Below are 12,328 nucleotides of genomic sequence, written 5' to 3' on the forward strand. Positions count from 1 at the left end.
CGCCCGACCTTGTGTCGGGCGATTTATTTCATCTGTTTCATTTGCCTCGGAATTAGCGTCAATGACGGAAAACATTCATAAACATCGCATCCTGATTCTTGATTTTGGTTCTCAGTACACACAGTTGGTTGCCCGCCGCGTTCGCGAACTGGGTGTCTATTGCGAACTATGGGCATGGGATGTCACCGAAGCTCAAATCCGTGAGTTTAACCCCAGCGGGATCATCCTGTCTGGCGGTCCGGAAAGTACCACCGAACAAAATAGCCCGCGCGCGCCGCAGTATGTATTTGAAGCCGGCGTACCGGTGCTGGGCGTGTGCTACGGCATGCAGACGATGGCGATGCAGCTTGGCGGCCATGTTGAAGGTTCCAGCGAACGCGAGTTCGGCTATGCGCAGGTTGAAGTGACCAGCGACAGCGCGCTGGTGCGCGGCATTGAAGACGCGCTGAGCAAAGCCGGCAAACCGTTGCTTGATGTCTGGATGAGCCATGGCGATAAAGTTACCGCCATTCCGTCCGATTTCGTGACCGTTGCCAGCACTGAAACCTGCCCGTTCGCCATTATGGCGAACGAAGAGAAACGTTTTTACGGCGTGCAGTTTCATCCGGAAGTGACCCACACCCGCCAGGGTTTGCGCCTGCTGGAGCGTTTTGTGCGCGATATCTGCCAGTGCGAAGCGCTGTGGACGCCGGCTAAAATCATTGATGATGCGGTAGAGCGTATTCGCCAGCAGGTGGGTAGCGACAAAGTGATCCTCGGTCTGTCCGGCGGAGTGGACTCTTCGGTGACCGCGATGTTGCTGCACCGCGCCATCGGCGATCGCCTGACCTGCGTGTTTGTCGACAACGGTCTGCTGCGCCTTAATGAAGCTGAGCAGGTAATGGAAATGTTCGGCGATCACTTTGGCCTGAACATTGTCCACGTACCGGCGGAAGGGCGTTTTCTGGATGCGCTGGCCGGGATTGCCGATCCGGAAGCCAAGCGTAAAACCATTGGTCGGGTATTTGTGGAAGTGTTCGATGAAGAAGCCCTGAAGCTGGAAGAGGTGAAGTGGCTGGCGCAGGGGACTATCTACCCGGACGTGATCGAGTCAGCAGCTTCAGCGACCGGTAAGGCGCACGTCATCAAGTCCCACCATAACGTCGGCGGTTTGCCGAAAGAGATGAAGATGGGGCTGGTGGAGCCGCTGAAAGAGTTGTTCAAAGATGAAGTGCGTAAGATCGGTCTGGAGCTGGGCCTGCCGTACGACATGCTGTACCGCCACCCGTTCCCGGGGCCGGGTCTCGGCGTGCGCGTGCTGGGAGAAGTGAAGAAAGAGTACTGCGATCTGCTGCGTCGTGCCGACGCTATCTTTATCGAAGAACTGCGTAAAGCGGATCTGTACGACAAAGTCAGCCAGGCGTTCACCGTATTCCTGCCGGTGCGCTCCGTTGGTGTGATGGGCGATGGCCGTAAGTACGACTGGGTGGTATCTCTGCGCGCAGTAGAAACCATCGACTTTATGACCGCCCACTGGGCGCACCTGCCGTATGACTTCCTGGGGCGCGTTTCCAACCGCATTATCAATGAGGTGAACGGCATTTCCCGTGTGGTGTATGACATCAGCGGTAAACCGCCGGCGACCATTGAGTGGGAGTGATCTAAGATAGCCTCACGCTGTCTCAGGCGATATCACCAACCCGTTTAAACGCAGTGCCTGCAAGGGTTTAGGGGTGACATGCGGTGTCACCTCGTCTCACCAAATCTCGCGCATTTTAACGGTACGGATGATGGTATAGTCAGAGGCGGTGTGAAAAGCCACCCATTGTACCGTCAGACCCTCTGACGGTATCAAGCGGCAAAACCATACTACGGATCTGGCAACAGCCTGCACGTAAAAGCAGTAAAACACCGCTATTAGCCCGCGTCACTGCGGGCTTTTTATCATTCCTCTGACGTGTATATTTATACCTACTCACTCATTCAGGCGCGGGCTTCCTTCAGTAGTTGCTGAATGACTTGTTCCTGATTGTCATAGTCCTGTTCGCCAAAATGGCTGTAACGCAGTTTGCCATGGACATCAAAAATGTACTGCGCCGGCCAGTACTGGTTGGCGAACCGGTTCCAGATGGCATAGTTATTATCGGCGACCACCGGGTAGGGCAGTTGCCAGTCACTAATGGCTTTGGCTACCGCGTCGGGATTACGCTCCCACGGATATTCCGGGGTATGCACCCCCAACACCACCAGTCCATCCGCCCGGTATTTGTTGGTCAGCTCACGCACGTGCGGCAGGGTGTGCTGGCAGTTAATGCAGTCGAAGGTCCAGAAATCCACCAGGACCACTTTACCTTTCAGCGCGGCGTTGCTCAGCGGTACGCTGTTAAACCAGTGGGTTCCCCCCGCCAGTGAGGGCATGGCGCTGGTGGTTTGCGGTTCAACCACCAGTTGCGGTTGTACACCAGGACGCTGTAGCGACAGACGCTGACTGAGATACAGTTCCAGGTTCTGCGCGAAGGCCGGCGCGCTTTGCAACACGCTTTGTGAGCCGGAAGCAATCAATACCACCGATGCCAGCATTAATCCCCCGGCGAGCTGGCGCAGACGCGCTGTGATGACCAGACCCGGGCGCAGCCGCGCCACCACACCGCGACCCGCCGCCCACAGCAGGACCAGCATCAGCGCGCAACCGCTGCCATAGGCGACAAGCAACAGGCCGACGGAAACCGGTGCCTGACCGCTCACCGCCAGACTGAGGATCGCCCCGAGCACCGGGCCAGCGCAGGGCGACCACAGCAGGCCTATCGCCATACCTGCCAGCAGGGCCGGGAGCAGTCCGCGACGGCGGTTGCTGGCGTCATTGAGACGGTTACCCAGCGCCACCAGCGGCGTGCTAATGAATTGCGCCACCCGGGTGGACAGCAGCGCCAGCGCACTGAGCGTCAGGAAAGCCAGCGCCAGCCAGCGGCCAACGGTGGTGACGCCGGCCGCCCAGTGGCTGGTAACCGAAACCAGTAGCGCGACGGCGGTAAACACCATCACCATTCCGGTGAGCAGCGCCGCCAGTTGGCCTGTTTTACCGCGGACGCTGGCAAAAACCAGAGGAATAACCGGCAGGGTACAGGGGCTAAGCAGCGTCAGCATGCCGGCTAAAAAAGCGATTATCAGCGACATAAGTATGGGTTCCTGTTGATTGAGTGACGGCCAGCCGCATCAGTTGCCCGGCGGTAACCCGGCGCGGCTGGCGCTATGGCTGAGGAGCCAGTGGGCGCGACGCTTTCAGCGATAGATATCCGCGCTGCCGGAGAGGATGTTGTTGCCGTCGACGGAAATAATGCGCAGCGCGCTGGCGCCTTTTTTCTGCGCTTTTGCCTGTAAGTGACTTTCCAGTTCTGACAACGAAACCGCACCGCTGCTGTCGGAGACGGTGCCGATTTTATGCAGGCCATCGACATGCTCCACTTCCTGGACGGCGAAGGAAGAAGCAGAAGCGCAAACGCTGGTAACGGTAAGTACGGCAAGCAGGAACTTTTTCATAAGCGACCTCGTAAACAGAATCAGGGAGACGGGTAACTGCCTTATCCGGCAGTGAGGCCATTACACCTGCCTGATGTGTTCACGACGTGTCCGAACCCCTGCGGATTTGTCAGTCTCCGTGTGCGCAGGGGGAGCAGATACATAAAGCTACAATGACTTCTCGCGCAGGGTAATACGTGCGTCAAGGCCGCCCTGCGGCTGGTTGCTGAGGGTTAAAGTGCCCGCCATCTGGCTAATCAATTGCGAGGCGATCGCCAGGCCGAGTCCGGTGCCCCCGGTGTGGCGGTTACGTGAGGTTTCCACGCGGTAAAAGGGTTCCACCACGGCCTGTAGTTCGCTTTCCGGGATCCCCGGTCCATTGTCGCGGATGTGCAATTCCACATGGCCCTGCTGCGGCGCGCTGAGGGTGATCTGCGCCGCGCCGGCGAATTTCAGCGCGTTATCGATGAGGTTAGTCATAATGCGCCGTAATGCCTGCGGACGTACCGCGAAACGATCGTCGCCGTGACAGGGCAGGAAGCTGACCGCTTTACCAATATCCTGATAGTCGCAGGCGATGCTGTCGAAAAACGCGTTCAGGCTGACAGTCTGGCGTTTCTCCTCCAGTACCTGCGCCGAGCGGGCAAAAGCAATTCCCTCGCGCACCAGCCGGCTCATATTGTCTAAATCGGCCAGCAGCTTGTCGCGCAGCTCCGGCTGTTCTGACATTTCCAGGCGTAGTTTCATGCGGGTGATCGGCGTTTGCAGATCGTGTGAGATGGCGGCGAGGATCTGCGCTCGCTCTTTCAGGTACGCCTGAATGCGCATCTGCATGGCATTGAAGGCCCGGGCCGCCTGCTGTACCTCTTTCGGACCGCTTTCCGGCAGGGTCAGCGTCGCGCCCGATGTCGGTTCCAGCGCCTCCACGGCCTCGGTAAAGCGGATAAAAGGCCGCACTACCTGGCGTACCGCCAGCCAGGCGCAACACAGCAATAACAGCAACTGGCCGATTAACACGACCGGCAACCAGCGGGCGATAGCCGGCATCCGCGGCCACAGGTCGAGAGTTAACGGCGCGCCGTCGTGCAGTGTCAGATGGACCTGAATATGTTCGCGCGGACCCGCAATCGCGCTGATACTCATTTGGTAGCGGCCGCCAAGGGTTTCCTGCAATGAGCGTACCGCATCGCGCGAGCGCCAACTGGTGGGATACGGGCCAGCCATCCCCCGGGACAGAGAATAGCTATAATTGCCGCGCGCCAGCTTATCCAGCCACTGCGGGCGTTCTTCCGGCGGCAGGCGATCGAGGATCGCCACGCTGGTTGCCACGTCGTATTCCAGATTACCCAGCATCACGTTTTTGGCGCTGCTCATCCGCTCAAGCATCAGGCTGGCCAGCGTCATACCGTTAGCCAGCAGCAGGCCGAGCAGCACAATCAGCAGCAAACGCGATAGCAGCGAGCGCGGCCACAGGGTCATGAGTTAGCCTCTTTGATGATAACCGGCGCGGCGAGGACATAGCCTTCGCTGCGTACCGTTTTGATATAGGCAGGTTCGCGCGCGTCTTCGCGCAGCCGCTGGCGCAGGCGACTCACCAGCAGGTCGATAGAACGCTCAAACAGTTCGGCATCGCGCCCCTGGGTCAGGTTGAGTAGCTGGTCGCGCGACAATACCCGCTGCGGATGATCGAGGAACACGCGCAGCAGCCGGTATTCAGCGCCGCTCAGCGCCACAATCGTCGCATCATGATCCAGCAGATGGCGTGCCGAAGTGTCTAATTGCCAGTCGCCGAAGGCGATAATTCTGCCGGCCTCGGTCACCTGAAGGTTTGGCGGCAGCGCCCGGGTGCGGCGCAGAATCGCTTTGATACGCGCCAGCAACTCCCGGGCGACAAAAGGTTTCACCAGATAGTCGTCGGCGCCCATTTCCAGCCCGAGAATGCGGTCGGTATCTTCACTGCGCGCGGTGAGCATTAGTATCGGCAGATTACGCTGAGTATCGCTGCGCAACTGGCGGCACAGCGTCAGACCGTCATCTCCCGGCATCATAATGTCCAGCACCACCAGATCGATGTGGTTGTTGGTCAGTACGGCGCGCATCTCCCGGCCATTGGCGACGGCGCTGGCGCGATAACCGGATTTAATCAGATAGTCGGTGATGAGCTCGCGGATGTCGCGATCGTCATCGACGACAAGGATGTGATCAATATGCTCCAAATGGTCCTCCGGCGTGCGGATGATAAACAACAAATTGAGACAGACCGGCGCAGGTGATCCGGTCTGCCTCGCTGGTCGCGGTTGGGCAACGCCGTTTACATTGCCGCGGCATCCACCACCGCTTTAACAAAATCCTGCGGATCTTCTGCCGGCGGGTTATGGCCGATATTGCCGCTGAATGTCCGGTGTTCATATTTGCCGCTGAATTTCGCCCGATAGCTTTCCGGGGCCGGATGCGGCGCGCCGTTGTTATCCCCTTCAATGGTGATGGTCGGAACGCTGATTACCGGCAGAGCGGCCAGTTTTTTCTCAAAGGCATCATAGCGTCGCTCGCCGTTTTCCAGTCCCAGGCGCCAGCGATAGTTACTGACGGTGACCGCGACGTGGTCGGGATTATCCAGCGCTGCGGCGCTTTGATTGAACGTCGCGTCGCTGAACTTCCAGCCCGGCGAGGCCAGTTGCCAGATAAGTCTGGCGAAATCATGGGTATTTTTACTGTAGCCTTCGCGGCCGCGTTCGGTGGCGAAATAGAATTGGTACCACCACTGCAATTCCGCTTTCGGCGCTAGCGGTTTCTTGCCGGCTTCCTGGCTGCCAATTAGATAGCCGCTGACCGATACCAGAGATTTCACGCGCTCCGGCCACAGTGCCGCCACAATGTCAGCGGTACGCGCCCCCCAGTCAAAACCGGCGAAAACCGCTTGTTTAATCCCCAGCGCATCCATCAGCGCGACGGTATCTTCGGCCAGCGCTGATGGCTGACCGTTGCGCGGCGTATCGGCGGAGAGGAAGCGCGTATTGCCGTAGCCGCGCAGGTAAGGCACGATGACGCGATAACCTTTCGCCGCCAGCTGTGGCGCGACGCTGGCATAACTATTGATATCGTAGGGCCAGCCGTGCAACAGAATCACCGCTTCGCCGTCGCGCGGACCAATATCAACATAGCCAACATTTAGCACGCCGGCATTAATCTGCCGGACCTCTTTAAATGCCGCCGCATAGTCTTCAATGCTTTGGGCGGCCAGAGCCGTATTGCCTGCCGAGGCCAGTATCAGCGCTGCCAGCATGGATTTTCGCGTGATCATTTTCATTTGTTTTCCTTGAGACACAGAGTGAAGTAGGCGTTTGTTGCGCAGCGGCCAACGTCATCCGTAAGCAGCGGCGAACTCATCGGGTAAATCGTTAAGCAAGCTGTACTGACCGTTTATTGACGCACGGCCTGCGGATGCGCGTCGTGTGCGGCTGGCTCGTGAGGGGGGACGGTGAATTCCACGGTTTTACTATCGAGAGGTTTATGGGTGGGATCGGCCAGAGTGATGGTGACTTTATGTTTGCCGGCGGGTAACCCGACCAGAATCACCGGCTCTCCGCTGGCATCCGCCCAGTGCCAGGGATTGTCGTCGACAATGACATGAATATGGCCGATACGCGGGGTGACCCTGAGCGCCTCGGGGCCGAAAACCGGTTCGATGCGCAGATTCTCCGCCCGATACTGAATAAACACCGCGCCTTTGCGCAGCGGGCCGGCCAGCGGCGGATCGACAATCAGCCTGGCCGGCGGCTGGGGATGGTCGGGCGGCGCGACGGCGGCAGGGCCGAGCACATCAGCGGCGCTAAGTTGGTTGAGCTTTTCTGCCCAGGCGCAGGTTGCAGAGGTAAAAATGAGCAGCGGTATCAGTAACAGTTTACGTAGCATTGCGATATCTCCTCTGAGTGAGCCATCCAGATGAAGGATAGGTGACAACGACAGGAGAACACGGCCATGTATAGCGATTGTTTGCATAAAGCAGGCTTATTGCATCGCCGTGTAAGTGAGCGGCAGGTTGATACATTACGATACAGTGCAGGTGACGCAGCAGGTGCGCTGCGGGGCGAGACGGAAAAAAGATCTGATCTGAATTAATGTGCGGAGTGGCTATCGAGCTGTTTTTCCAGGAATTTTCCCGCTATTTCGGGATGTGAATTTCTGGCGAATAATTCCTATTTTGCCAATCAGCGCCGCGATGTCCATTACTTATCACTTAAAGCGTTACTGGCCTGGAATCAGGAAAAAGCCTGAGGAAATAGTTGAATTTTCTGTTAACAGGTCATTTATGGCGATATTCACTACTTTTTCTTTATAGGGGGTGGTATGTGCTGGCGTAGCTATTTTACCTGCTTTTGTTGATGGGCAGGAAAGAGATAAGTCCAGTATCGATTTGCTGATAAGCTCTCGACAAATTACCTGACGGTGAACGATAATCAGCGGGTTTAGCGCAGAGACGTCGGTGTATTAAGGCTACCGGTTGGGGTTGTCTGTTGAGTCTGCTGAACTTTTTCCTGATGATGATGCCAGGCGCCAATGGAAGAGTAGATCAAACGACCGAAGAGAAACAAGAAGCTGATGAGGAGTACAATGCGCGTCATGCGGCCGTTAAACCGATGTCGTTTTCGCATAGCCGTTGCCTGTGACACAAAATAATCCTTACCGTTTACCCATCAAGCGTGGGCGACGAGCCCATTTAGGCATAGTCAACGGGTAGGGTCAATGGTTGGCATGTAAAAAAGCGTCAGCAAAAAATATTCACAAATGTTATGTGAGTAGAGGGATGTATTAATATTTAAGATTAAATATGTGTGATGAAGCGATAAAACCGCGGGGAGCAAGGATTGTGTTGGTAAATGTTGACCTGAGTCAATAGGTACTTTGGGTAGCGAAATAGAATCTACCCTCCGCTCTGCGCCTGAAATTCTTTGGGGCAGTTTTTGTGGCCGGTCTGGATATCCGGTCCGTTTGATTCGACCATTCCGGACGCTGGTAAAGATGAAGAGCATCAAATGCGATTTGCTAACTGGTATGATGTAAATAAAAATAAATGGTGGTTGCTTCCTTTGCTGCTACCGTCAGCGTTATTGCCGCTGGCGGCGCTGTGTAACGCCAATAGTTACCTGGGCGATATTCGCATTGCGCTTTATTATTTGCCGCATGCCGTGATGATGGCGTTAATGATTATTTTTGACTGGGCCGCGCTGCCGGGGATTATTCTGGCAATCGTGGTGTATTATCTCCCGGCCAGAGGCATTGTTGATACCGCGACCGGCGTATTCCACTACTTGCTCCCGCTGACGATTAGCTGGGGGGGCTATAAGATATTTTCACAGCAGCGTAGTCGGGTCACATTTGGTCATCTTAAATATACCTTAATGCGTATGTTTTGGCTGGTATTCTGTAACGCGACGCTGTTCTTTTTCTTTTATCAGGTTGCGGTGTTTTTTGGTTTATATGATATTCAGAGCAGTCTGTTAGGTAAAAACCCGCTACAGATTACTACGCTGATTAATTACCAGGCGATACTGGTCGGCAGTCTTACCGGCGTACCGTTGAGCTATTTTATTATCCGAATGATTCGCCATCCGGCGTTTTTATTTAGTTTCTTTTCCAGAATGCGCGCTCAGTTTCACCCTGCCACTACCCGTATGGAGATTGCGCTATGGGTGGTTATCATGCTGATTTTTATGGCCCTTTTATTGGTTCCTCTCAATGAGTCCAGCACCATATTTAATACTAACTATACCTTAACGCTTATTTTGCCGGTGATGCTGTGGGGGGCGATGCGCTTTGGCTATTTATTTATTACCAACATCTGGACGATAGTGCTGATTATTTTGTGTCACTATTTTTATTTATATATTCCCCAGTCGCAGGATTATAAATTACAGATAGCGATCACTACCTCCTGCTTTGCCGTATTTTCATTTTCGATTGTTCTGATGGCGCTGGTGACGACCCGCCAGCGTCAGATGTACTCACGGGTTCGTCGTCTGGCGTATATTGATCCGATTGTTCATATTCCTAATCTGCGGGCGCTGAGTAAGGATATCAGCAAATATGCGTGGTCAGCGATTTGCTTCCTGCGCGTTCCCGGGCTGGAATTGCTGGGGCGCAACTATGGGATCATGCTGCGAATTCAGTATAAACAGCAACTGGCGGCCTATTTGCGCGCCAGGCTGCGTAAGGACGAGTTTGTCTATCAGATGGCCGGGAATGAACTGGTGATGCGTCTGAACGGCGAGTCGCACCGCCAGCATATCGAGGATATTGACCGCTACATACGCGAGTTCCGCTTTTACTGGGATGGCATGCCGTTACAGCCTCAGGTCGGGATCAGCTACTGCTATGTGCGCCATCCGGTGGAGTTTCTCCATTTGCTGCTCGGTGAAATGAGCACTATGGCCGATGTATCGATCACCACCAACCGGCCGGAAAGCCTGCTGCCTAACGGCGCCCGACAGATCCAGAATGCGGTACGTGAGAAGGTGGACATGTTGCACCATCTGCAAAACGCCCTCGATCACGACTATTTTCTGCTGGCGGCTCAGCCGGTGCAGGGGATTCGCGGCGATGTTTATTATGAGATCCTGCTGCGTATGTCGGATGAGCATGGCACGGTATATCTGCCGGATCGCTTCCTGCCGGTGGCCCAGGAGTTTGGTTTATCCTCAAAGATCGATCTCTGGGTGCTGGAATCTACGCTGGCCTTTATGCAACAGCATCGTGAAGAGCTTCCCGGGTTGCGTCTGGCAGTGAACCTGACCCCTTCTTCGGTCTGTAACGCGCATTTCGCCGATGATGTGAAAGCGCTGATTCACAAATATGGCGTTGAGCCATGGCAATTGGTATTTGAAGTGACGGAGAGCAATAGCCTGACCAATCTGGCCCAGGCGAATCAGACGCTGAGCCTGCTCCAGGATATCGGTTGCCGGATCGCGATTGACGATTTTGGTACCGGCTATGCCAGCTATGCCCGCCTGCGCGATATGAATGCCGACATCATGAAGATTGACGGCAGCTTTATCCGCAATATCCTTACCAGCAGCCTCGATTACCAGATTGTTGAGTCGATATGTCAGTTGGCGCGGGTTAAAAAAATGCAGATTGTTGCCGAGTATGTGGAGAGCGATGAGATTCGCGCCGCGGTGGAACATTTAGGCATTGATTATCTTCAGGGATATGCGATTGGCCGGCCGGTGCCGCTGTCGACGCTGCTGGAGGTTAAAGAGCCGGCGGCGGGCGGGGCATAGCCCCGGCCCGGGTATTATTTATGCGACGGCGTCGGGGCGTTCAGTAATAATCAGCTTCCAGCCGGCGACGGTATCCCAGTACTGCTGTTCACGTTCCAGGTCGAGCAGCACCAGCGCATTCTGGCTGAACCAGTTGGCCGGAAAACACAGCGTCCAGTGATGGTCGTCAATCTCTAAATCCAGCGAGGGCGGCGTGGTGGTCGCCTGGCGCTGGTTATTGAGCAGTATCGCCAGACGCAGCATCTTGATAAGCGGCAGGAACTGCTTCTTTCTGAACAGCGTAAAGCGCGGAAGTTCCTCCAGACGAATGCCTTTGCGACTGAAGCGCACCAGAGAGGCCATCAGCATCTGTTGTTCCTGGGTGAATCCGGGCAGATTGCTGTTTTGCAGGATGTAGGCCGAATGGCGGTGCATACCGCTGTGGTTAATGTTCAGGCCGACTTCATGCAGCATCGCCGCCCATTTCAGTAGCGCCTCCATCTGCGGGTTGACCAGTTTCGGGCACTGCTGCTGCCACTGATCGTACATTTTTAGCGTGGTTTCCAGCACCCGGCGCGCCTGGTCGCTGTCGATATTGTACTGATTGGCCAGACTTTGCGCGGTGCGCACGCGGATGTCCTGGTGGCGAAAACGGCCTTCCATTTCATACAGAACCCCTTCGCGCAGCGCACCGTCGGACAGGCGCAGTTCCTGGACGTTCAGAGCGTCGAAAACCCCGCACAGAATGGCCAGGCCGGGCACGAAGACCGCCTGACGATCCTCGGAAAGACCGGGCAGGCTGAGGGTCGCGAAAGTTTTGTATTTCAGCACCTCGGACACCAGTGTTTCCAGCCTTTCCGGGGTGATAAGACCATCTTTCTCGCCCAATTCCAGTAGTACTTCGTGAGCGGCTTTGATGGTGCCGGAAGCGCCGAGCGCCACATTCCAGCCGTGCAGGCGGAATTGCCATGCCAGACTTTCCAGCTTTTGCACGGCGGCAAGGCGCGCGCGGCGGAAGTTTTCGGGGCTAATTTCTCCGTTAGTGAAAAAGAGCTGGGCGAAGCTCACGCAGCCCATACGGCGGCTTTCCACCAGCGCCGGTTCGAAGTCTTCGCCAATCACCAGTTCTGTGGATCCGCCGCCAATATCAATCACCAGTTTGCGGCCTTTTTCCGGCTGAGTGTGCTCCACCCCCATAAAAATCAGGCGCGCTTCTTCGTTTCCGGAAATAATTTCGATCGGGTAGGGGATGACCTGCTCCGCGCGTTTCAGAAAATCCGACGCGTTGGCCGCCTGGCGTAGCGTATGAGTACCGACGATGGTGACATTATCCGCCGGATAGCCCTGTAGCCGTTCGGCAAACAGCGCGAGACAGGACAGACCGCGCTCCATCGCCTCTTCGGTCAGGTTATTATTGGCGTCCAGGCCATCGGCCAGATGAACGCGCTGTTTCAGGCGGCCGATGATTTGCAGCGCGCCATCCACCACGCGGGCGATGACCATGTGAAAGCTGTTGGAGCCGAGGTCGACCGCAGCAAATTCCTGCGGACGTTGATGGGGTTGAGATATCGGCATAG

Annotated in this window: 10 protein-coding genes; 2 read left to right on the forward strand and 8 right to left on the reverse strand. The window is 55.8% G+C overall.

Annotated elements, in window-relative coordinates; all coding sequences use genetic code 11:
• The first annotated feature begins 61 nt into the window (after nucleotides 1-61).
• Nucleotides 62-1,639 (forward strand): glutamine-hydrolyzing GMP synthase, encoded by a 1,578-nt coding sequence (gene guaA / locus AQ981_RS18650; protein WP_058913259.1) that lies wholly within the window; start codon nucleotides 62-64, stop codon nucleotides 1,637-1,639.
• A 323-nt stretch (nucleotides 1,640-1,962) separates the two neighbouring features.
• Here guaA and AQ981_RS18655 read toward each other — a convergent pair whose 3' ends face one another.
• The 7 genes from AQ981_RS18655 to AQ981_RS26290 all read right to left on the reverse strand — a co-directional run bounded on the left by AQ981_RS18655 (nucleotide 1,963) and on the right by AQ981_RS26290 (nucleotide 8,165).
• Nucleotides 1,963-3,153, reverse strand: coding sequence for a cytochrome c biogenesis protein/redoxin (locus AQ981_RS18655; protein ID WP_058913260.1), 1,191 nt, complete (start codon nucleotides 3,151-3,153; stop codon nucleotides 1,963-1,965).
• A 105-nt stretch (nucleotides 3,154-3,258) separates the two neighbouring features.
• Nucleotides 3,259-3,516, reverse strand: a complete 258-nt coding sequence (locus AQ981_RS18660; RefSeq protein WP_058913261.1) for a YdgH/BhsA/McbA family protein — start codon at nucleotides 3,514-3,516, stop codon at nucleotides 3,259-3,261.
• A 147-nt stretch (nucleotides 3,517-3,663) separates the two neighbouring features.
• The gene (locus tag AQ981_RS18665; protein WP_058913262.1) at nucleotides 3,664-4,974 is read right to left on the reverse strand and encodes an ATP-binding protein; all 1,311 of its coding nucleotides are present in this window, start codon (nucleotides 4,972-4,974) and stop codon (nucleotides 3,664-3,666) included.
• Nucleotides 4,971-5,711 (reverse strand): response regulator, encoded by a 741-nt coding sequence (locus AQ981_RS18670; protein WP_058913263.1) that lies wholly within the window; start codon nucleotides 5,709-5,711, stop codon nucleotides 4,971-4,973. Before AQ981_RS18670 ends, AQ981_RS18665 begins: the two co-directional genes overlap by 4 nt.
• A gap of 95 nt (nucleotides 5,712-5,806) precedes the next feature.
• Nucleotides 5,807-6,778, reverse strand: a complete 972-nt coding sequence (locus tag AQ981_RS18675; protein WP_249226341.1) for an alpha/beta fold hydrolase — start codon at nucleotides 6,776-6,778, stop codon at nucleotides 5,807-5,809.
• A 137-nt stretch (nucleotides 6,779-6,915) separates the two neighbouring features.
• On the reverse strand, nucleotides 6,916-7,407 hold the full coding sequence (locus AQ981_RS18680) for a DUF6130 family protein (protein ID WP_058913264.1): 492 nt from the start codon (nucleotides 7,405-7,407) through the stop codon (nucleotides 6,916-6,918).
• Between the two features lie 554 nt (nucleotides 7,408-7,961).
• Nucleotides 7,962-8,165, reverse strand: a complete 204-nt coding sequence (locus AQ981_RS26290; protein WP_071608943.1) for a YfgG family protein — start codon at nucleotides 8,163-8,165, stop codon at nucleotides 7,962-7,964.
• Between the two features lie 363 nt (nucleotides 8,166-8,528).
• Between AQ981_RS26290 and AQ981_RS18685 the strand changes: the two genes are divergently transcribed.
• The gene (locus AQ981_RS18685) at nucleotides 8,529-10,772 is read left to right on the forward strand and encodes a sensor domain-containing phosphodiesterase (protein ID WP_058913313.1); all 2,244 of its coding nucleotides are present in this window, start codon (nucleotides 8,529-8,531) and stop codon (nucleotides 10,770-10,772) included.
• Nucleotides 10,773-10,790: 18 nt separating this feature from the next.
• Here AQ981_RS18685 and ppx read toward each other — a convergent pair whose 3' ends face one another.
• Nucleotides 10,791-12,326 (reverse strand): exopolyphosphatase, encoded by a 1,536-nt coding sequence (gene ppx, locus AQ981_RS18690; protein ID WP_058913265.1) that lies wholly within the window; start codon nucleotides 12,324-12,326, stop codon nucleotides 10,791-10,793.
• Nucleotides 12,327-12,328 lie beyond the last annotated feature (2 nt).

This window comes from Entomohabitans teleogrylli, assembly GCF_001484765.1.
GTDB lineage: Bacteria > Pseudomonadota > Gammaproteobacteria > Enterobacterales > Enterobacteriaceae > Entomohabitans > Entomohabitans teleogrylli.